The sequence below is a fragment of the Microvirga puerhi genome (assembly GCF_020089865.1).
Taxonomy (GTDB): Bacteria; Pseudomonadota; Alphaproteobacteria; order Rhizobiales; family Beijerinckiaceae; genus Microvirga; species Microvirga puerhi.
Genome location: NZ_JAIRBM010000003.1, coordinates 324,181 through 345,936, shown reverse-complemented (window position 1 = coordinate 345,936; position 21,756 = coordinate 324,181). Strand labels below are relative to the sequence as shown.

The following is a 21,756-nucleotide window of genomic DNA, read 5'->3' as shown; positions in this document are numbered from 1 at the left end:
GTCCCGGTCGAACTTACGAAAACGACTTGGCGAAGGCCTGGACGGCTTCCTTGAGCTTCGCTTCCGTCTCGCTCGACAGGTCCTTGCTGGCGCGGATCGCCTCCAAGATGTCGGCGTGCTTGCTGCGCAGCAGGCTGAGCAAGCCATCTTCGAAGGCGCGGACGCGATTCAGCGGCAGCGCATCGAGATAGCCGTTCACGCCAGCGTAGATCACTGCCACCTGCTCTTCCATCTTCAGCGGCGAGAATTGCGGCTGCTTCAGGAGCTCTGTGAGGCGCGAGCCGCGGTTCAGCAGGCGCTGGGTCGTGGCGTCAAGGTCGGAGCCGAACTGCGCGAAGGCCGCCATCTCGCGGTACTGCGCCAGCTCGCCCTTGATCTTGCCCGCGACCTTCTTCATCGCCTTCGTCTGGGCCGAGGAGCCCACGCGCGACACGGACAGGCCGACGTTCACCGCCGGGCGGATGCCCTGATAGAACAGATCCGTCTCGAGGAAGATCTGGCCGTCGGTGATCGAGATCACGTTGGTCGGAATGTAAGCCGACACGTCGTTCGCCTGGGTCTCGATGACCGGCAGAGCGGTCAGGGAGCCCGCGCCCTGCGAATCGTTCAGCTTTGCGGCGCGCTCCAGCAGGCGGGAGTGAAGGTAGAACACATCGCCCGGATAAGCCTCGCGGCCCGGCGGACGGCGGAGCAGGAGCGACATCTGACGATAGGCAACGGCCTGCTTGGACAGGTCGTCATAGGTGATCACGGCATGCATGCCGTTGTCGCGGAAGTACTCCCCCATGGCGCAGCCGGCGAAGGGTGCCAGGTACTGCATCGGAGCCGGGTCGGAGGCGGTGGCCGCCACGATGATAGAATACTCCAGAGCGCCGTTCTCTTCGAGAACCTTCACGAACTGGGCAACCGTCGACCGCTTCTGACCGATGGCGACGTAGACGCAGTAGAGCTTCTGCGACTCGTCGTTGCCCTGGTTCAGGGGCTTCTGGTTAAGGATCGTGTCGAGAGCGATGGCGGTCTTGCCAGTCTGGCGATCGCCGATGATGAGCTCGCGCTGTCCACGGCCAACCGGAATGAGAGCATCGATCGCCTTAAGGCCCGTCGCCATCGGCTCATGCACGGACTTGCGCGGAATGATGCCCGGCGCCTTCACGTCCACGCGGCGACGCTCGGTCGCCTGGATCGGGCCCTTGCCGTCGATCGGATTGCCGAGGGCGTCGACGACGCGGCCGAGCAGACCCTTGCCGACCGGCACGTCGACGATGGCGCCGGTACGCTTCACGGTCTGGCCCTCGGCGATCTCACGGTCGGAACCGAAGATCACGATGCCGACATTGTCGGATTCGAGGTTGAGGGCCATGCCGCGCACGCCGCTCTCGAATTCGACCAGCTCACCGGCCTGAACCTTGTCGAGGCCGTAGCAACGGGCAATACCGTCACCGACGGACAGGACCTGACCGACTTCGGTAACTTCTGCCTCGGTGCCGAAGTTCTTGATCTGCTCTTTGAGGATCGCGGAGATCTCAGCGGCTCGAATGTCCATCAGCGGACCTCTTTCATCGCTAGACGAATGGAATTGAGTTTGGTGCGCACCGAGGCATCCACCATGCGGGAGCCGATCTTCACGATCAGCCCGCCGATGAGGCTCGGGTCGATTTTGACGTCGAGGGCGACGTCAGCCTTGGCGACGTCGCGCAGCGCCGCCTTGATATCGTTCATGACCTTGTCGGAGGGCGCCTCGGCCAGGGTCACATGAGCCCGGACGATGCCTTTTGCATCCGCCACCAAATCGCCATAGGCACGGATCATGTCCGGCAGCGCAAAGAGGCGCCGCTTGGAGGCCACGAGGCGGATGAAGTTGCCGGCAAGGCCGGAAATGCCAGCCTTGTCGAGGATGGCAGCGATGGCGCCCGCCTGCTCCTCCGCCGTAAAGACGGGGTTACGGATCAAGCGCTGCAGATCAGCACTCTCTTGGATCAGCCGTCCGAAGTGGTCGAGGTCGCCAGCGACGGCGTCCACGGCCTTCGCTTCCTGAGCGAGTTCGAACAGCGCCGAGGCGTAGCGCATCGCTACACCCGACAGGAGGGGTCCTTCTTGCGAACCGCTTTGCGCCACGTAATCGTCTCTCTCAAATCTTACGGGTTTCGAACCGGCCGAGCCGTCTAAGCTCTGTCGGGAACCCCGTCAGGTCGTTGGAATTGAGCCAGAGGGGAAGTCGCTCCGCCCTTCAGGCAGCGGTGCACTAGCATGGGTTTTCCGCAGGCGCAAGGCAAGGCGCCGCAAGAGCGTAGCCGAGTCCTGCGGTAAGTCCTCCGACGGCTAAATCTCCAGGGTCGCGACCTCGCAATTCTGGAGTTGACGTCCGGTCAGGTGATAAAAGAACGTTCCATGACCGATCACGGCGATGAACCGTTCCGGCCGCGTATTAAGCCATTCCCGGAACCGCCCGACCCGTTCGGTCAGGATTGCGGCAGGTTCGCATACGAAACCGCGCTCGTCGGGCTCCCCGTCATTGTGCCACCAGACCTCTGCCAGATGATCAAAGGCGAGATGGGGGAAATCCTGGGCGAGGAGCGCCGGCGCACGGCCCACATCGCAGCTGCTCTCGAGAGATTCCCGGTGCAAGCATTCCACCAAAATCGGCGGTGCGCCCGGATGGTCACTGAAGAGGCCCAAGGTCGTCTGGATAGCGCGGGTCAGAGGCGACGTTACGACAAGCTCATAGGAATGCTGGCGCAACTCGGCCGCACGCTCGGCGGCCTGACGGCGGCCGAGCTCCGTCAACGGTGCGTCCGGATGCATCGGATCACATCCGGTCTCGGCGAAATGAGCATTGAAAGTCGATTGACCGTGACGAATGCAGTGGACGATCTTAGGCATGTTTTTCCTTACGTAATGGCCTTGATTGATCACAAAAAGCTCTGCGGGTCCACGTCGATGGCGACGCGGGTATTCCCTCTCACCTTGGGGCAGCGGGCCATCCAGGCGCGAAGATAGCCCTGAAGGTCAACCTCCCTCTCCGTCTTGACCAGGAGGCGGAAGCGATAGCGCCCCCGGATCAGGGCGAGAGGCGCCTCGGCAGGCCCCAGCACCGTGACGCCGGGTGCGGGATCGGCAACCTTGGCCATGGCGCGCGCGTGGGTTTCCGCGGCATCCCTGTCTTCTGCGGAGATAATAAGGGACGCCAAGCGCCCAAAGGGCGGGAGACCAGCCATCTCACGCACGCGCGTCTCCTCACGGTAGAACCGCTCGGCATCGCCGGAGACAAGAGCCGCGATTACGGGGTGATCAGGCTGCCAGGTCTGAACCAAAGCGCGGCCAGGCTTTTCCCCGCGGCCGGCACGACCGGTCACCTGCTGCAGGAGCTGAAAGGTGCGCTCGGCGGCCCGGGGGTCACCGGAGGTCAGGCCGATATCCGCATCCAGAACGCCGACCAGCGTCATGAGCGGAAAATTGTGTCCCTTGGCTACCAGCTGGGTGCCGATGACGATATCGAACTCCCCGTCCGCAATCGCAGCGAGCTCTCGCCGCAGCCGCTCGGTCCCGCCTGGAAAGTCACTGGAGAGTACGATGCCGCGCTTGTCCGGAAAGAGCTCGGCCACCTCCTCGGCGATTCGCTCCACGCCCGGGCCACACGAGACCAGCGAATCCAGACTTCCGCAGGAGATGCAGGCTTGCGGCGTCCGCTCCACGTGACCGCAATGGTGACAAACGAGAGACCGCCGGAAGCGATGCTCCACAAGCCATGCCGAACAATTCGGGCATTCGTACCGATGGGCGCAGGCCCGGCAGAGCGTCAGGGGTGCGTAGCCGCGGCGGTTGAGGAAGAGCAGAACCTGCTCCCCTCGCCCGAGATTCTCTTCCATGCCGGCCAGGAGGGTCGGCGACAGCCATCGCCCCCGGGGAACCTGCTCCTGCCGTAGATCGACAGCGCGGATCTGGGGCAACTGACGCCCCCCGAACCGCTCCGGGAGATGCACGTGACGATAGCGCCCGCGCTCGACATTGACCCGGCTCTCGATGGAAGGCGTCGCGGATGCCAGGATGACCGGGGCATTCTCGATCCGCCCCCGCACCACCGCCATGTCGCGGGCGTGATAATGAACCCCGTCATCCTGCTTGTAGGCCGTCTCGTGCTCCTCATCGACGACGATAAGGCCAAGGTCCGCATAAGGAAGGAAGAGAGCGGAGCGCGCGCCGGCGATCACCTTCACTTCGCCGGAGGCGATACCCGCATAGAGACGCTCGCGCTTCCGCCCGGAGACGCCGGAATGCCAGGTGGCTGGCTTGACACCGAAGCGCGCCGAGAATCGGTCGAGAAACTGAGCCGTGAGCGCGATCTCCGGCATCAGGATCAGCGCCTGCCTCCCTTGCCGAATGGCCTCGGCGACCGCCTCGAAATAGACTTCCGTCTTGCCTGAGCCGGTGACACCCTCGAGCAGGGCCACGGGAGCCGGATTCTCGGAAAGCATGGAAACGAGCGTATCTCCGGCCTTCCGCTGGTCGGTGGACAGCTGTGACTGCCCGAAATCCGGATCTGGCGGCTCGGCAATCGGCTCGGCCAGCAGCGTCACCGTTTCCAGCGTTCCCTCGTCGATGAGGCCGTCGACAACCCCGGCACTGACCCCGGCCTCCTGGGCGAGCTCGCGCTTCAAGCGGACGAGGCCATCCTTCGCGACATCCATGACCCGCTGGCGCGCCGGCGTTACGCGCTTGGGCACGCTTTCGGTCAGTCGGACGCCGATCCGAATCGCCTCCGGCCTGTCGCCATCGACGAGCTTGAGCCCCATGGCGAGCGCCGATCCCTTGGGAGCAAGCGTGTACCAGGCGATCCAGTCCAGGAACTTGCGCATCTTCGGCGATAAGGCCGGGGCATCGATTCGACCGGTCACCGGCTTGAAATTGGAGCCTGCGCCGTTTCGCAGACCCCACACCACACCGGCAACCTCACGGGTCGCGAGCGGTACCTGCACCACGTCGCCCTCCTGCAGGGCCAAACCGTCAGGCACCGCGTAGCTGTAGGCGGTATCCAGCGCGAGAGGGATGAGGACATCGGCGATGCGGCTCGTCATTCGGATCGAATTAACCTCTCCCTGCTAGTTTGTCTGCCCTTGCATAAAGCAGGACCATGTCAAGCAGCGATTCCAGGACGGTTCTCGACCTTGCCCTCCCCGGCGCCGCGGATACGCGCCAGGAGACGATGCAGTGGCTCGCCTCCCTCGCCAAGGAGCGACGCCTCTCGGCGAAGACTGTCGAAGCCTACGGCCGCGATCTTAGGCAATTTCTTGCCTTTCTGACCAATCACCTTGGCGAGCCGCCGACCGTAAAGGCGATCCTCGGCCTCAAGCCTCTCGATATTCGGTCATTCCTCGCGGCCCGACGCATGGAAGCGGTTCAGAGCCGCTCCCTCATGCGCCAGCTGGCCGCCCTTCGCTCGTTCGCCCGCCATCTGGAGCGCGAAGGTCACGGCACCGCCTCCGCCTTCGCGGCGATTCGGTCGCCCAAGGTCGATAAGAACCTGCCGCGCCCTCTATCCGCGTCCTCCGCAGTCGCCGTTACGGAAGCCGACGTGCGAGCGGGAGAAAGCCGCAAGCAGTGGATTCTAGCGCGGGATGCCGCGGTCCTGTCCCTGCTCTATGGCGCGGGCCTGCGCATTTCCGAAGCCCTCGGCCTCCAGCGTCGTGATGCCCCTGTCCGCGGGGTGGATTCAATCACGGTCACGGGAAAGGGCGGCAAGATGCGCAGCGTTCCGGTGATTCCGCCCATTCAACAGGCAGTCGAGGACTACCTGGAACTTTGCCCTTACGCGTTGCCCCCTGAAGGCCCGCTTTTCGTTGGTGCCCGAGGCGGGCCGCTGTCGCCGCGTATCATTCAGCTGGCTGTCGAGGAACTGCGCGGCGCCCTGAGCCTGCCGGACAGCGCCACGCCTCATGCCTTACGCCATTCGTTTGCAACTCATCTCTTGGCCCGCGGCGGCGATCTTCGCGGCATCCAGGAACTTCTCGGCCATGCCTCTCTGTCCACCACGCAACTCTATACGAAGGTGGATGCGGCTCGCTTGCTGGACGCGTTCAATTCGGCGCATCCTCGGGCAAACGTGAGGAACTGAATCCTCGTCGTGCCAGATAGCCTAGACGAGCAGCTTGCGAGCGGCGGCGCCGATCTCGCCGTCGAACCAGTGCGGGCGGCAGACGGAAACGTACCGGCCTTCGCCTCCAATCTCCACCACTTCGCCTGATCGTACCGCCTCTCCGTTGCGATCGTATTTCAGGATCATCGTGGCCTTGCGACCGCAATGGCAGAGTTGCTTGATCTCCTGAAAATCGTCAGCAAGCGCCATCATGACGGCGATCGCATCGCTGAAGAGAACACCGTAGACGTTGTTCTTCAGGCCATAGGCCATGACGGGGATCTTCAGCCCGTCGACGATCCAGGCAAGCTGGCGGACCTGATCGGCCTCCATGAACTGCACTTCGTCGATCAGAACGACCGTCACCGGATTCGTCGCGTGCTCTGCCGCCACGATCGCGCCGATGTCGTCGTTCTTCATCAACGGAATCGCATCGGCCTCCAGGCCGATGCGGGATTTGACCTTGCCGACGCCGAACCGATCATCGACGAGGCTCGTGAACAGCAGCACATGGCCGCCGTTCTCGATGTAATTGTGCCGGACCTGCAGGAGATGCGTGGTCTTTCCGGCATTCATCACCGAATAGAGAAAGTGCAGCTTCGCCATCGGCCGTTACATGTGGATCGCGCGCTTCTCGACCGCGAGTGCGGCTTCCTTCACAGCTTCCGCCAGGGTCGGATGCGCATGGCAGGAGCGAGCGATATCTTCCGACGAACCGCCGAACTCCATGGCGATCACCGCCTCATGGATCAGATTGCCGGCTTCGGCGCCGATGATGTGGACGCCCAGCACCTTGTCGGTGGTGGCATCAGCGAGAACCTTCACGAATCCGTCCGTGGTATGGTTCACCTTGGCGCGGCCATTCGCAGTAAAGGGGAACTTGCCCACGTTGTAGGCGATTCCTGCTGCCTTCAGCTCTTCCTCGGTCTTACCGACGGACGCGACCTCCGGGAACGTATAGACCACGCTCGGAATCACGTCGTAATTGACGTGGCCTGCCTTTCCGGCAAGGATCTCGGCAACAGCAACACCCTCGTCTTCAGCCTTGTGAGCGAGCATCGGACCAGCGATCACATCGCCGATCGCATAGATGCCGGTGACGTTGGTCGAGAAATGCGCATCGGTCAGAATGCGGCCGCGATTGTCCTTCTGAACACCGAGTTCATCGAGTCCAAGGCCCTGCGTATAAGGCACACGGCCAATGGCGACGAGGACGACGTCAGCCTCGATCTTTTCCGGATTTCCTCCAGCAGCAGGTTCGAAGGTCAGAGTCACGCCCTTCGCGCCTTTCTCGGCCTTCGTCACCTTCGCGCCGAGCTTGAACTGGAAGCCCTGCTTCGAGAGGATACGCTGGAAATTCTTGGCGACGTCGCCATCCATTCCAGGCAGGATACGATCGAGATACTCCACGACCGTCACCTCGGAGCCAAGCCGGCGCCATACGGAGCCGAGCTCGAGACCGATGACACCGGCACCGATCACCACGAGGCGCTTCGGAACGCTCTGAAGTTCGAGCGCACCGGTCGAGGAAACGATCGTTTTCTCGTCGATCTCGATTCCCGGCAGGCGCGCGACGTCCGAACCCGTGGCAATCACGATGTTCTTGGTCTGCACGAGCTGATTGGAGCCGTCCTCACCGGTCACTTCCACCTGACCCGCAGCTGCGATGCGCGCAGTGCCCTGGAAGACGTCGATCTTGTTCTTCTTGAGCAGGAACTCCACACCCTTGGTGTTGCCGTCAACACCTTCCTGCTTGAAGGACTGCATCTGCTTGAGATCGAGCTTCGGCGGGTTGATGCCGATGCCGAGCTTGGCGAAATGGTCCCGCGCGTCCTCGAACATATGCGAAGCGTGAAGCAGTGCCTTGGAGGGAATGCACCCCACATTGAGGCAGGTTCCACCGTGGGTCTTGCGCTTTTCGACCACGGCGGTCTTGAGGCCGAGCTGCGCGGCGCGGATGGCGCAGACATAGCCGCCGGGGCCGGTTCCGATGACAACGAGATCGTAGGACATGACGTTCGCCCCTTGGACACGAAGGCCAGGCGCGTCCAACGTGAGACGACAGCCTGGCGAGAATTAGGGATGCCCGGCTCGAAAGCCGGGCAGGACAGAAGGCCTATTAGAGGTCCAGAACGAGGCGCGCCGGATCCTCCAGGGCCTCCTTGACGCGGACCAGGAAGGTGACGGCTTCCTTGCCGTCGACGATGCGGTGATCGTAGGAGAGCGCCAGATACATCATCGGGCGAGCGACGATCTGGCCGTTGCGCACGACCGGACGCTCTTCGATGCGGTGCATGCCGAGGATGCCCGATTGCGGCGCATTGAGAATCGGCGTCGACAGAAGCGATCCATAGATGCCACCGTTGGTGATGGTGAAAGTGCCGCCCTGCATCTCGTCGATAGAGAGCTTGCCATCACGGGCACGACGTCCGAAATCGGCGATCTTCTTCTCGATGCCAGCCACCGACAGGAGATCGGCGTCGCGCACCACCGGCACAACGAGACCCTTATCGGTGCCGACAGCAATGCCGATGTGGTAGTAGTTCTTGAAGACCAGATCCTGTCCGTCGATCTCGGCATTCACCGCCGGAACGTCCTTGAGCGCCTGGATCACCGCCTTGGTGAAGAAGCCCATGAAGCCGAGCTTCACGCCGTGCTTCTTCTCGAAAACGTCCTTGTACTGGCTGCGAAGAGCCATCACCGCGCTCATGTCCACATCGTTGAACGTGGTGAGCATGGCGGCCGAGTTCTGGGCATCCTTCAGGCGGCGCGCGATGGTCTGGCGCAGCTTGGTCATCCGTACGCGCTCCTCACGGGAGGCATCGTCCGGAGCGGAAGGCGCACGCACCTGAACGGGAGCCGGTGCCGGGGCCGAGGCGGCTGCGCCACCGGTGGCGATTGCGGCAAGCATGTCGCCCTTGGTCACGCGACCATCCTTGCCGGTGCCAGCGACCTGGGCCGGATTCACGCCGCTCTCGGCGGCAATCCGCGCAACGGCTGGGCCGGAATCCCTGGCAGCGGACGGTGCAGCCGGAGCTGGGGCAACGGCAGGGGCAGCCTTGGGAGCCTCGGCCTTGGGTGTTTCTGCCTTCGCGGCGGGAGCGGCGGCTGCAGCACCTCCTTCGACGATCGAACCGAGCACGGCGCCCGGTCCCACCGTCTCACCATCCTTGGCTAGGATGTCGCCGAGGGTGCCGCTCGCAGGAGCGTTGACCTCAAGAGTCACCTTGTCGGTTTCAAGTTCGACAACGGGCTCGTCGGCTTTCACGGGATCGCCGGGCTTCTTGAACCAGCGGCCGATGGTGGCCTCTGACACGGATTCACCGAGGGTGGGTACGCGGATTTCGGTTGCCATGATCGTCTTATCGTTTCAGGGCCGGGGCCCGTTGGAAAGGTTTGAGATCCTTCGCAGCATTTAAGCCGCGAAAGCTTCATCGAGGAAGGCCTGCAGCTGGCCCAGATGCTTGGACATGAGGCCGGTGGCCGTGGCGGCGGAAGCGGCGCGGCCCACATAGCGGGGACGATCCACCTTGGAGCCGGCGGTCTTGAGCACCCATTCGAGATAGGGCTCGACGAAGGTCCAGGAGCCCATGTTCTTTGGCTCCTCCTGGCACCACACCACGTCGGCTTTCTTGAACCGAGCAAGCTCGGCCGCCAGCGACTTCGCCGGGAAAGGATAAAGCTGCTCGACACGCATCAGATAGACGTCGTCGATACCGCGCTTCTCACGCTCCTCATAGAGATCGTAATAGACCTTGCCCGTGCAGATCACGACGCGCCTGATCTTGTCGTCCTTGACGAGCTTGATGCCGTCGGCAGCACGCTGCGCATCGTCCGCCAGAACGCGATGGAAGGAGGTCCCCTCCGAAATCGAATCCAAGGACGAAACCGCACGCTTGTGGCGCAGCAACGACTTCGGCGTCATGAGGATCAGCGGCTTGCGGAATTCGCGCTTCAGCTGACGACGCAGAATGTGGAAGTAGTTCGACGGGGTCGAGCAATACGCCACCTGCATGTTGTCTTCCGCGCACATCTGCAGCCAGCGCTCAAGGCGAGCGGAGGAGTGCTCCGGTCCCTGCCCCTCATAGCCGTGCGGCAGCAGGCACACGAGACCGGACATGCGTAGCCATTTGCGCTCGCCGCTGGAGATGAACTGGTCGAACACCACCTGGGCACCGTTGGCGAAGTCGCCGAACTGGGCCTCCCAAAGCGTCAGAGCGTTGGGCTCCGACAGGCTGTAGCCGTATTCGAAGCCGAGAACCGCCTCTTCCGAGAGCATCGAATTGATGACCTCATAACGGGCCTGGTTCTCACTGATGTGGTTGAGGGGCGTATAACGCTCCTCGTTCTCCTGGTCGACCAGCACGGAATGACGCTGCGAGAAGGTCCCGCGCTCCACATCCTGACCGGAGAGGCGCACGCGGTGATTTTCGAGGAGCAGGGAACCGAAGGCCAGGGCTTCCGCCATCGCCCAGTCGATTCCTTGGCCCGTCTCCATCATCTTCTTCCGGTTGTCGAGGAAGCGTTGGATCGTACGATGAACGTGGAAACCTTCCGGCACCTTTGTGAGGGCATCGGCGATCTCCGCGAGTATCTCGACCGGCACGCCAGTTTGCCCGCGACGCGGATCGTCCTGATCTTCGCGAACCGCCTTGAGACCGGCCCAGCGACCGTCGAGCCAGTCAGCCTTGTTCGGCTTGTAGCTCTGGGCAACATCGAATTCCGCTTCGAGCTTCGAACGCCAGGCGTCCTTCATCTCGTCGATGTCTGCTTCCGTGACAGCTCCTTCGGCCAGGAGCTTCTTGGAATAGAGCTCCAGGATCGACGGATGCGATCGGATCTTCCGGTACATCAGAGGCTGGGTGAAGGACGGCTCGTCGCCTTCATTGTGACCGAAACGGCGATAGCAGAACATGTCGATCACGACTGGCTTCTGGAACTTCTGCCGGTACTCGGTCGCGACCTTTGCTGCGAAGACCACAGCTTCCGGGTCGTCGCCATTCACGTGGAAGATCGGCGCCTCGACCATCTTCGCCACATCGGACGGATAAGGCGACGAGCGCGAGAAGCGCGGATCGGTCGTGAAGCCGATCTGATTGTTGATGATGAAGTGAATCGAGCCGCCGGTGCGGTGGCCGCGAAGACCGGACAGCCCCAAACATTCGGCCACGACGCCCTGGCCCGCGAAGGCCGCATCGCCATGGATGAGGAGCGGCATAACGACAGTGCGGTTGTCCGGCGAGCAGCCGTGCTGATCCTGCTTGGCGCGCACCTTGCCGAGCACGACCGGGTCGACGATCTCAAGGTGTGAGGGATTGGCGGTCAGCGACAGATGCACGTTGTTGCCGTCGAAGGATCGATCCGACGAGGCGCCGAGGTGATACTTCACGTCGCCCGAGCCTTCCACGTTGTCCGGTGCGAAGGAACCGCCCTTGAATTCATGGAAGAGAGCCCGATGCGGCTTGCCCATGACCTGCGTCAGCACGTTCAGGCGGCCGCGGTGGGCCATGCCGAGCACGATCTCCTGCACGCCGAGATTACCGCCGCGCTTGATGATCTGCTCCAGAGCCGGAATCAGCGACTCGCTGCCATCGAGGCCGAAGCGCTTGGTGCCGGTATATTTCAGATCGAGGAACTTCTCGAAGCCTTCCGCCTCGACGATCTTGTTGAGGATCGCGCGCTTGCCTTCACGGGTGAAGGTGATTTCCTTGTCCGGACCCTCAATGCGCTCCTGGATCCAGGCCTTCTCCGCCGGATCGGAGATATGCATGAACTCGACGCCGAGCGTCTGGCAATAGGTCCGCTCCAGAATCGCCACGATCTCGCGGATGGTCGCGAATTCAAGTCCGAGCACGTTGTCGAGGAAGATCTTGCGATCCCAGTCGGCATCCGTGAAGCCGTAATGGGAGGGATGCAGTTCCTGATCGTTCGGGCGCGGATTGATGCCGAGCGGATCGAGCTTCGCATGCAGGTGGCCGCGCACACGGTAGGCCCGGATTAGCATGATCGCGCGAACGGAATCGCGCGTCGCCTGGAGCACCTGCTCCTGGCTGATCTCGCCGCCCTTCGCCTCGGCCTTCGCCTTGATCTTGTCTCCGACCGCCTTCTCGACCTGAGCCCAGTTCCCGTCGAGCGCGGAAATCAGTTCGCCGTTGGCGGTGAGCGGCCAATTGGGCTTCTTCCAAGAGGCACCGCGCGCGTTCTGTGCAACGGCCTGCTTGTCATCCTTCAGGGCACCGAAGAACGCCTGCCATTCCGGATCGACCGACGTCGGATCGTTCTGGTAGCGGGCATAAAGTTCCTCGATGTAAGGCGCATTCGCGCCATACAGGAAGGCTGTGTTGAGGAAAGTTTCGTTGGCGTCCTGGCGGGACATGATCGTTCTTCCTTAAGCGACAGAGGATGGGTGGTCCTCGGGACGGCGCCGGTAGTGGCCTGTCATGACAGGCGCCCAACTGGCGCCGCCATCCCATGAATTCTCGATGGCAAGCTCGTATTCCTGAGCATTGCGGATGGCGAAGGTGTGGCGCGCAATGGCCCGTGGCGAGCGCCGCAGAACCGTCAGCGTGTCCCCCTCCCAGGTTCCGCCCGCCGGCTCAGCTGGCGGAAACCCGAGATCGTCGAACCAGAAGAGCCTGTACTCGCTCAGATCTGAGTCGAAGGTGAACAGACCCTTCGCCTGGAAAGTCTCGCGACCGTCCCGCTCCTGGCGGTAATCCTGCTCCAGGACGAAGCCGCCGAGCGTCACACGAGCATCCACATGTCCAGTGGCACGCCCCCCTTTCATCCAGGGGGTGTCCGAGAGCACTTCTTCGCCGATCCAGAGCCCAGCCAGGGCCTGAAGACGGAGATGCTCGGCTCTCGGTTGCGATGCCATGGGATGAGCCTTTACCTTAGCGGCCCTTCAGCACGTCGACGAGGGTCTTGCCGAGACGCGCCGGAGAGGGAGAAACACGGATGCCCGCGGCCTCCATGGCGGCGATCTTGTCTTCGGCGCCGCCCTTGCCACCGGAGATGATGGCACCGGCGTGGCCCATGCGGCGTCCGGGAGGAGCCGTGCGACCGGCAATGAACCCGACCATCGGCTTCTTGCGGCCCTTCTTGGCTTCGCGTGCGATGAACTCGGCCGCCTCTTCCTCCGCCGAGCCGCCGATCTCACCGATCATGACGATCGACTCGGTCTTTGGATCGGACAGGAACATGTCGAGCATCTCGATAAACTCGGTGCCCTTCACCGGATCGCCGCCGATGCCGACCGCCGTCGTCTGGCCGAGGCCTTCGTTGGTGGTCTGGAACACGGCCTCGTAGGTGAGCGTGCCGGAGCGGGACACGATGCCGACCGAGCCGGGCCTGAAGATGTTGGCCGGCATGATGCCGATCTTCGACTCGCCGGCCGTGACGATGCCGGGGCAGTTCGGGCCGATGAGACGCGACTTGGAGCCTTCCAGCGCGCGCTTCACGCGCACCATGTCGAGCACCGGAATGCCTTCCGTGATGCAGACGATGAGCGGGATCTCGGCATCGATCGCCTCGCAGATCGCATCCGCAGCGCCCGGAGGCGGCACGTAGACGACGGAAGCGTCGGCACCCGTCTTCTCGCGGGCTTCCATCACCGTGTCGAAAACGGGGAGGCCCAGATGGGTCGAACCGCCTTTGCCGGGAGACGTGCCGCCGACCATCTTGGTGCCGTAGGCGATGGCCTGCTCGGAATGGAAGGTTCCGTTCTTGCCGGTGAAGCCCTGGCAGATGAGCTTGGTGTTCTTGTCGATAAGGATGGACATCAGCGCTTAAACCTTACTTCCCGCCGCGCACGGCGTTGACGATCTTCTGGGCAGCGTCGTCGAGGTCGTCCGCCGGAATGACGTTGAGGCCGGACTCGCGGATAATCTTCTTGCCTTCTTCGACGTTCGTGCCCTCAAGGCGAACCACCAGCGGGACCTGAAGGCCGACCGCCTTGACCGCAGCCAGTACGCCGCGTGCGATCACGTCGCACTTCATGATGCCGCCGAAGATGTTGACGAGAATGCCCTTCACGTTCGGATCGGCGGTGATGATCTTGAACGCCGCCGTCACCTTCTCTTCCGACGCACCGCCACCGACATCGAGGAAGTTCGCCGGCTCCTCGCCGTAGAGCTTGATGATGTCGAGCGTCGCCATGGCGAGGCCTGCGCCGTTGACCATGCAGCCGATGGTGCCGTCGAGGGCGATATAGGCAAGATCGTGCTTCGAAGCCTCGATCTCCTTCTCGTCCTCTTCCGTGATGTCGCGCAGCGCGACGATATCCGGATGCCGATAGAGCGCGTTACCGTCGAACGAGATCTTCGCGTCGAGGCACTTGAGATGCCCGTCCTTGGTGACGATCAGCGGGTTGATCTCAAGCATCTCCATGTCCTTCGCAATGAAGGCGGCATAGAGCTTCGTCACGAGATCGCCCGCTTCCTTAGTGAGGGCGCCGGTCAGACCGAGAGCCTTCGCAACCTTGCGGCCATGGAAGGGCTGGACGCCGGTTGCCGGGTCGACCGAGAAGGTCATGATCTTTTCAGGGGTATCGTGGGCAACCTGCTCGATATCCATGCCGCCTTCCGTCGAGACGACGAAAGCGACGCGGCCGGTGGCGCGGTCGACCAGCATGGAGAGATAGAACTCGGTCTCAATGTCCGAGCCGTCCTCAATGTAGAGACGGTTGACCTGCTTGCCCGCCTCGCCCGTCTGCACGGTCACGAGAGTGTTGCCGAGCATCTGCTTGGCGAATTGCTTGACCTCGTCGACGGACTTGGCAAGGCGCACGCCGCCCTTCTCGCCAGCAGCGGCCTCCTTGAACTTGCCCTTGCCGCGACCGCCCGCGTGAATCTGGGACTTCACGACCCAGAGCGGGCCGCCGAGCTCCTTGGCGGCAGCCTCGGCCTCATCCGGGGAGAAGATGGCTTTGCCCCGGGAAACAGGCAGGCCGAATTCCTTCAGGACGGCCTTGCCTTGATACTCATGGATATTCATTCGTTTTTCTCCGCATCATCCCCGGGCCTCCGGGGATCCACGCCTTGCCGACGTGGCGGTTGAAATGGCGTGGATGGTCGGGCTTGGCCCGACCATGGCGGCCCAAGAGTTACGCAAGCGCCGCGTTGATCTGCTTGCAGGCGTCAACCAGACCCTGGACGGAGGCGACGGACTTTTCGAACATCGCCTTTTCATCGCCCGAGAACTCGACCTCGACGATGCGCTCGACGCCCTTGGCGCCGATCACGATCGGAACGCCCACGAACATGTCCTTCACGCCGTACTGGCCCGTCAGATAGGCGGCACAGGGCAGAACACGCTTCTTGTCCTTGAGGTAGCTCTCGGCCATCGCGATCGCAGAGGCGGCCGGAGCATAGAAGGCGGAGCCGGTCTTCAGCAGGTTGACGATTTCGCCGCCGCCTTTGCGGGTGCGCTCGACCATGGCGTCGAGCTTGGCCTGCGTGGTCCAGCCCATCTTCACAAGATCGGGAAGCGGGACGCCGGCGACGGTCGAGTAGCGCACCAACGGCACCATATCGTCGCCGTGGCCGCCGAGCACGAAGGCCGTCACGTCCTTCACCGAGACATTGAATTCTTCTGCCAGGAAGTGGCGGAAGCGGGCCGAGTCGAGCACGCCGGCCATGCCGACGATCTTTTCCGGCTTCAGGCCGGAGAACTTCTGCAGCGCCCAGACCATGGCATCGAGGGGGTTGGTGATGCAGATCACGAAGGCGTCAGGAGCATATTGCTTAATGCCATTGCCGACGGCTTCCATGACCTTCAGATTGATACCCAGAAGGTCGTCTCGGCTCATGCCGGGCTTGCGCGGCACGCCGGCGGTGACGATCACCACGTCGGCGCCCGCAATGGCGGAATAGTCGTTCGCGCCCGCATACTTGGCATCGAACCCATCGACCGGCGCAGATTCGGCAATGTCGAGACCTTTGCCCTGAGGGACACCCTCCGCGATGTCGAACATCACGACGTCGCCGAGTTCCTTCAAGCCTGCCAGATGGGCGAGCGTGCCACCGATCTGGCCGGCGCCGATAAGCGCGATCTTGGAACGAGCCATGGAGAAATCCTTGGATAATGGAGAGGCGCGAGCCTTCTAAAGGTGGCGCTGTTTGACTCAGAAATGGGCCTTCTTCAAGCCAACAAAAGGTTAAACCGTAAGGGTTTGCGTCTTAACGCGTCGGCTAACCAGCCGCTCCGAAGGAAATTTCTCTTGTGATACAACGCGTTAGGCTGCGACGTTGAGCGCCATTTTTCTTGTTACAAAAATTGAAATTTGTAACTAACGTTAGATAATACCTATTGAGAGGGCTCGTAGGGTAACCTTGATGACAGCGGCAAGGCGCTGATCGAGGACCTCTTGCGGCACGTCCGCGTCGAGCCTTACGGTCAAAGGATTAATAAAGCGATAGGAAGCGTCGGTGATCAGCCCGAGAGCCCGCTCCCGGTCTCTCGGATCGAACTTTCCGGTTGCCACTCCCTCATCGAGCACGCGCTCCATCAGCTGGCGCATGCGCGTCCTGTGCCTCCTGATCAAGGGCCGGGAGGTCTCGACGGCGGTGCAATACACGTCGAAAAGATGCCTGTTGTCCTTGAGAAGCTCGCGATGGGTCCGGGCAGAGGCTTGGATCAGACGCTCCAGTTTGTCGTCGGCCGGATCGGGAGCATCGGCAATATCGGCAATCAACGCCTCCAGCGACCGCAGCCACTGTCCGGCAACGGCGTCGATGAGCGCTGCCTTCGACGGAAAGTATCGGTAGACATTGGCATGAGTCATGCCCGCCGCATCGGCGATACTGACGACAGTGACCTGACGGGGCCCGAAGCGCTTCAGATGATCCGCCGCGATGGCGAGGAGACGGGTATCGGCCGGCGCAGCGGCATCCAGAAAGCGCGAGGATCCGCTGCGGGATCGCTTCATGTCTCGACCAATCCGGTCGTGTGGCCGACATCGGTCGAGTCGACAGGTCCATGAGGCAGAGAAAGGTATTCCTCGGAGCGCATTTCGATGAGACGCGACACGGTTCGATCGAATTCGAAAGCTTCGCGCCCGGTATCCGCCTGATAGAGCTCGGTCGCCTCAGCCTCGGCAGAGGCCAGCAGCTTCACATGGGAATCGTAGAGGGCATCGATCAGCATGATGAAGCGCTTTGCCTCATTGCGCCGCTCGAAGGTCATCCTTGGGATATCCTCCAGGATCAACGTGTGAAACTTCTCTGCGATGGCAAGGTAATCGGCCGCCGCGAGAGGCTGGGAGCAGAGATCTGCAAAGGTGGCGCGTGCGATTCCACCGGCGGCCTCAGGAATTTCCACGGGATGCCCTTTGACCGTCAGCGTCTCGGGAACGCCCCTGTCCCTCCCTGCAAGCCTCTGAAACGCTCGTGTCAAAGCTTCATGAGAATGCTTATCGGCCGGCGTATAGAAGACCGGGCTGCCTGCAAGCTTCTCCAGCCGGAAATCGGTCCGCGCGTCGAGCTTCAGGACCGTCATCCTCTCCTGCAGCAAGGCGATGAATGGCAGGAAAAGCGTCCGGTTCAACCCTCCCTCATAGAGCCGGTCCGGCTCCACGTTGGACGTTGCCACGACCACGACGCCTTGAGCGAAAAGTGCCGTGAAAAGACGCCCGAGGATCATCGCGTCGGCAATATCCGTCACGGTGAACTCGTCGAAGCAGAGAACCCAGGCCTCCTTGGCCAAATCCTCGGCCACCGGCCCGATGGGATCGTCCCCCTTTACCTCTCCGGCCTTCAGCCTCTGGCGGAACGCGTGAATCCGATCATGAACATCAGCCATGAAGGCATGGAAATGGACCCGACGCTTGCGCCTGACGGCAAGAGTCTCGAAGAAGAGGTCCATCAGCATGGTCTTGCCACGCCCGACCGAGCCCCAGACGTAGAGGCCCTTGGGAGAGACCGGATTGCGCTTGCTGAACAGCCAGCCGAGCGCGCTGTTCTTCCGGGCCAATCGAAAGCCGCCCAGCTCCTCGGCGAGAGCGTCGAGGTGAGCGATCAGCTTGATTTGCGCCGGATCTCGTTCAATGGCTCCAGACCGCACGAGCGCGTCGTAACGGGTTGCCATGGGCTTGGGAGGGAAAGATCGATGGTCGGTCACGCGAGAGCGATACCTTCCCAACCTTCCGAGCGCAAACGCCTTATCGCGATAGACTTAGCGGAGCGCCTGATTTGGCGAGGACTCCTGTCAAGGAGCCGGAGGATCCACGAAGGCGCGCAGCGACAGCCCCGCCGGTCTGATAGAGATAGACCTCGCCATCCCGGAAGTCCCAAGCATAGATCTTCGACAAGTCCTGGCTCGGACATCCCGATGCGGAAGCGCGATAGAGATCGAGAGACGGAGAACTGCTCAGCTGAATCCTGCAAGTGCCGCCGGCAACATTCGCGGTCCAGTTGCCGACCATGGCCGTGCGGCTGGTCGGTGCAGGCGCGGCGGCCGGAGCCGGCGGTGTAACGGGCGGAAGGCCCGCAACTTCGGTGCCTCCCGGGGTCGCTCCAGGCATGCCGGACATCGGAGCGCCTGCGACGGGCGGCAGAGGCTGTCCATCAAGTGGCGGCAGCGGCTCGGCGGTCACGGGACCGGACGGCACAGCCTCCACGGGGGCCGGATTGACAATCGGCGCAGCCGCCGCGCCGGGGATCGGCCCGCCGCCCAGGCGCGCGGACGAGCAGGCGCCAAGGGGCAATGCAGAGCAAAGCGTCGCCGTCACAATCCAGAAGGAACTCTTCATCATCGTCCTCACATACTTGGCGGTATCGACAGCAGAAATGCGCAGAGCCGCCGCCCCTTCCAGAATTGAGAGCCTGGACGGATCGGGCGGAGAGTATGGCGTCAAGCGTAACAAAAAAAGGCGCCTATGGCGCCTTTTTGCGAAGGTGTTGCAGCCGAGCGTCACACGACGCGCGCGACCATCATCTTCTTGATCTCGGCGATGGCCTTCGCCGGGTTCAGGCCCTTGGGGCAGGTATTGGCGCAATTCATGATCGTATGGCAGCGATAGAGCCGGAACGGGTCGTGCAAATTGTCGAGGCGTTCACCCGTATTCTCGTCGCGGCTGTCGATGAGCCAGCGATAGGCCTGCAAGAGTGCGGCCGGCCCCAGGAATCGGTCGCCGTTCCACCAGTAACTCGGGCAGGACGTAGTGCAGCAGGCGCACAGGATGCACTCGTAAAGCCCATCGAGCTTCGAGCGCTCCTCCGGAGTCTGGCGCCATTCCTTCTCCGGCTCCGGCGTCTCGGTCTGGAGCCAAGGCTCGATGGAGGCGTGCTGGGCGAAGAAGCTCGTGAGATCCGGCACCAGATCCTTCAGCACCGGCATGTGCGGCAGAGGATAGATCTTGATGCTGTCGGTCTTGCAGTCGTCGATGCCGAGCGTACAGGCCAGCGTGTTCTGCCCCATGATGTTCATGGCGCAGGAACCGCAGATGCCCTCGCGGCAGGAGCGGCGGAAAGTCAGGGTCGGATCGACCTTGTTCTTGATCCAGAGCAGGGCGTCGAGCACCATCGGGCCGCAATCGTCCCGATCGACATAATAGGTGTCGATCTTCGGGTTCGCGCCATCGTCCGGGTTCCAGCGATAGATCCGAAACTCCTGAACATGGTTCGAATTGGCCGGTTTCGGCCAGCTCTTGCCTTCGGTGTATCGGGAATTCTTGGGAAGAGAGAACTGGGCCATTCGGTCTTACCTGCCTCTGTTTCGTCACGCCCGAAGCGGGTCCGGGCATCCACGCTGCCTCTCGCGTGGCGCGGAAAAGACGTGAATGGCCGGACGCATCCGGCCATGATGGTTGCTCAGTACACGCGGGCCTTCGGCTCGATGTACTGGATCTCGTTCGACATGGTGTAGGTGTGCACCGGCCGGTAATCGATGGTCACCTTGTGGGAGGTGTCGTCGAGCCAGGCCAGGGTGTGCTTCATCCAGTCCTTGTCGTTGCGATCCGGGAAGTCCTCACGGGCATGCGCGCCGCGAGATTCCTGACGATTGAGCGCTCCCTCCATGGTCACGACCGCCTGACCGATCAGGTTGTCGAACTCGAGGGTCTCCAGAAGGTCGGTGTTCCAGATCAGCGAACGATCGGTGACCTTGATGTCGGCAGCGGCGCCCCAGACCTTGTGAATGAGGTCTTTGCCCTCGGCCAGAACCTCGCCGGTGCGGAACACCGCGCAGTTGTTCTGCATGGTCTTCTGCATCTCCAGCCGCAGCTCGGCCGTCGGCGTCGAGCCGTTGGCATACCGGAAGCGATCGAGACGCGAGAGAGCAAGAGCATCGGCATCCTTGGGCAGATCCGAATGCTTCTCGTTGGGCGTGAGGATCTCAGCGCAGCGCAATCCCGCCGCGCGACCGAACACCACGAGGTCGATGAGCGAGTTCGAACCAAGACGGTTCGCTCCATGGACCGACACGCAGGCCGCTTCGCCCAGGGCCATGAGGCCCGGCACTACGGTATCCGGGTTGCCGTCCTTCAGGGTTAGAACCTCGCCGTGATAATTCGTCGGGATACCGCCCATGTTGTAGTGGACGGTCGGCAGGACCGGAATCGGCTCCTTGGTGACATCAACGCCGGCGAAGATCTTCGCACTCTCCGAAATGCCCGGCAGGCGTTCGTGCAGAATCTTCGGATCGAGGTGGTCGAGGTGAAGATAGATGTGGTCCTTGTTCCTTCCGACGCCGCGACCGGCGCGGATCTCCATGGTCATGGCGCGGGAGACCACATCGCGGGAGGCCAGATCCTTCGCGGACGGCGCATAGCGCTCCATGAAGCGCTCGCCTTCCGAATTTGTCAGGTAACCGCCCTCGCCGCGTGCTCCCTCGGTAATGAGGCAGCCGGCACCATAGATTCCGGTGGGGTGGAACTGAACGAATTCCATATCCTGGAGCGGCAGGCCGGCCCGCAGGACCATGGCATTGCCGTCACCCGTGCAGGTATGGGCCGACGTCGCCGAGAAGTAAGCGCGCCCATAGCCACCGGTCGCCAGGATCGTCATATGGGCGCGGAAGCGATGGATCTCACCAGTTGACTGGTTGAGGGCGACGACGCCGATGCAGCGACCCTCGTCGTTCATCATCAGGTCGAGGGCGAAATACTCGATGAAGAAATTGGTCTGGTTGCGGACGGCCTGCCCATAGAGGGTGTGCAGGATTGCATGGCCTGTCCGGTCAGCGGCCGCGCAGGTGCGCTGGGCCGTGCCCTTGCCGTAATCCGTGGTCATGCCGCCGAAGGGGCGCTGATAGATCTTGCCTTCCTCCGTACGGGAGAAGGGTACGCCCCAGTGCTCGAGCTCGTAGACGGCGGCCGGCGCATTGCGGCAGAGATACTCGATGGCGTCCTGGTCGCCGAGCCAGTCCGATCCCTTGACGGTGTCGTACATGTGCCAGCGCCAATCGTCCGGGCCCATATTTCCGAGAGATGCGGAGATGCCGCCCTGAGCCGCTACCGTATGCGAGCGCGTCGGGAACACCTTGGTAATGCAGGCAGTGCGCAATCCGGCCTGAGAGCAGCCGACGGTTGCACGAAGTCCGGCGCCACCGGCTCCAACGATCACCACGTCGAAGGTGTGGTCGACGATCGTGTAGGCCTTGCCGTTGAGGTTGGCTCCTTGGGCCATGAG

The 21,756-nt window shown here is 62.4% G+C and carries 18 protein-coding genes; 1 reads left to right on the top strand and 17 read right to left on the bottom strand.

The genetic code is table 11. The annotated features are described in order from the left end of the window. Nucleotides 1-13: 13 nt before the first annotated feature. The 4 genes from atpA to K9B37_RS05975 all read right to left on the bottom strand — a co-directional run bounded on the left by atpA (nt 14) and on the right by K9B37_RS05975 (nt 5,072). Nucleotides 14-1,543 (bottom strand): F0F1 ATP synthase subunit alpha, encoded by a 1,530-nt coding sequence (atpA, locus tag K9B37_RS05990; RefSeq protein WP_224312040.1) that lies wholly within the window; start codon nt 1,541-1,543, stop codon nt 14-16. Beyond that, the gene (locus K9B37_RS05985) at nt 1,543-2,115 is read right to left on the bottom strand and encodes a F0F1 ATP synthase subunit delta (RefSeq protein ID WP_224312039.1); all 573 of its coding nucleotides are present in this window, start codon (nt 2,113-2,115) and stop codon (nt 1,543-1,545) included. The genes atpA and K9B37_RS05985 overlap by 1 nt, the downstream gene beginning before the upstream one ends. 204 nt (nt 2,116-2,319) lie before the next feature. Continuing rightward, on the bottom strand, nt 2,320-2,880 hold the full coding sequence (locus tag K9B37_RS05980; protein ID WP_224312037.1) for a histidine phosphatase family protein: 561 nt from the start codon (nt 2,878-2,880) through the stop codon (nt 2,320-2,322). A 29-nt stretch (nt 2,881-2,909) separates the two neighbouring features. After that, complete coding sequence (locus K9B37_RS05975) at nt 2,910-5,072, bottom strand: primosomal protein N' (protein WP_224312036.1); 2,163 nt, start codon at nt 5,070-5,072, stop codon at nt 2,910-2,912. 56 nt (nt 5,073-5,128) lie between these two features. Here K9B37_RS05975 and K9B37_RS05970 point away from each other — a divergent pair, with 56 nt between their 5' ends. Beyond that, nucleotides 5,129-6,109, top strand: a complete 981-nt coding sequence (locus tag K9B37_RS05970) for a tyrosine recombinase XerC (RefSeq protein ID WP_224312034.1) — start codon at nt 5,129-5,131, stop codon at nt 6,107-6,109. Nucleotides 6,110-6,130: 21 nt separating this feature from the next. On the opposite strand, the gene K9B37_RS05965 is transcribed toward K9B37_RS05970, so the two are convergent. The 13 genes from K9B37_RS05965 to sdhA form a co-directional block, all read right to left on the bottom strand. Then, nucleotides 6,131-6,736 (bottom strand): thymidine kinase, encoded by a 606-nt coding sequence (locus K9B37_RS05965; RefSeq protein ID WP_224312032.1) that lies wholly within the window; start codon nt 6,734-6,736, stop codon nt 6,131-6,133. A 6-nt stretch (nt 6,737-6,742) separates the two neighbouring features. Beyond that, a complete protein-coding gene (gene lpdA, locus K9B37_RS05960; RefSeq protein ID WP_224312031.1) occupies nt 6,743-8,143 on the bottom strand; it encodes a dihydrolipoyl dehydrogenase in 1,401 nt (466 codons plus the stop codon). Nucleotides 8,144-8,249: 106 nt separating this feature from the next. Then, nucleotides 8,250-9,485, bottom strand: a complete 1,236-nt coding sequence (odhB, locus tag K9B37_RS05955) for a 2-oxoglutarate dehydrogenase complex dihydrolipoyllysine-residue succinyltransferase (protein WP_224312029.1) — start codon at nt 9,483-9,485, stop codon at nt 8,250-8,252. Nucleotides 9,486-9,545: 60 nt separating this feature from the next. Further along, nucleotides 9,546-12,506 (bottom strand): 2-oxoglutarate dehydrogenase E1 component, encoded by a 2,961-nt coding sequence (locus K9B37_RS05950; protein ID WP_224312028.1) that lies wholly within the window; start codon nt 12,504-12,506, stop codon nt 9,546-9,548. 12 nt (nt 12,507-12,518) lie between these two features. Beyond that, nucleotides 12,519-13,007 carry a DUF1579 family protein gene (locus K9B37_RS05945; protein WP_224312026.1) on the bottom strand — a complete coding sequence of 163 codons (489 nt, stop codon included), beginning with the start codon at nt 13,005-13,007 and terminating at the stop codon, nt 12,519-12,521. 16 nt (nt 13,008-13,023) lie between these two features. Further along, nucleotides 13,024-13,911, bottom strand: coding sequence for a succinate--CoA ligase subunit alpha (gene sucD, locus K9B37_RS05940; RefSeq protein WP_224312024.1), 888 nt, complete (start codon nt 13,909-13,911; stop codon nt 13,024-13,026). Nucleotides 13,912-13,924: 13 nt separating this feature from the next. Then, nucleotides 13,925-15,124: an ADP-forming succinate--CoA ligase subunit beta gene (sucC, locus tag K9B37_RS05935; RefSeq protein WP_224312022.1), complete on the bottom strand. Its 1,200-nt coding sequence runs from the start codon at nt 15,122-15,124 to the stop codon at nt 13,925-13,927. Nucleotides 15,125-15,233: 109 nt separating this feature from the next. Continuing rightward, nucleotides 15,234-16,196: a malate dehydrogenase gene (gene mdh / locus K9B37_RS05930; RefSeq protein ID WP_224312020.1), complete on the bottom strand. Its 963-nt coding sequence runs from the start codon at nt 16,194-16,196 to the stop codon at nt 15,234-15,236. A 228-nt stretch (nt 16,197-16,424) separates the two neighbouring features. Next, nucleotides 16,425-17,057 (bottom strand): TetR/AcrR family transcriptional regulator, encoded by a 633-nt coding sequence (locus tag K9B37_RS05925; RefSeq protein WP_224312019.1) that lies wholly within the window; start codon nt 17,055-17,057, stop codon nt 16,425-16,427. Further along, on the bottom strand, nt 17,054-18,214 hold the full coding sequence (gene zapE, locus K9B37_RS05920) for a cell division protein ZapE (RefSeq protein WP_224312018.1): 1,161 nt from the start codon (nt 18,212-18,214) through the stop codon (nt 17,054-17,056). The genes K9B37_RS05925 and zapE overlap by 4 nt, the downstream gene beginning before the upstream one ends. Before the next feature lie 73 nt (nt 18,215-18,287). Next, nucleotides 18,288-18,881, bottom strand: coding sequence for an AprI/Inh family metalloprotease inhibitor (locus K9B37_RS05915; protein ID WP_224312017.1), 594 nt, complete (start codon nt 18,879-18,881; stop codon nt 18,288-18,290). A 158-nt stretch (nt 18,882-19,039) separates the two neighbouring features. After that, the gene (locus K9B37_RS05910; RefSeq protein ID WP_224312016.1) at nt 19,040-19,822 is read right to left on the bottom strand and encodes a succinate dehydrogenase iron-sulfur subunit; all 783 of its coding nucleotides are present in this window, start codon (nt 19,820-19,822) and stop codon (nt 19,040-19,042) included. A gap of 116 nt (nt 19,823-19,938) precedes the next feature. Then, a complete protein-coding gene (sdhA, locus tag K9B37_RS05905; protein WP_224312015.1) occupies nt 19,939-21,753 on the bottom strand; it encodes a succinate dehydrogenase flavoprotein subunit in 1,815 nt (604 codons plus the stop codon). Nucleotides 21,754-21,756: the final 3 nt, after the last annotated feature.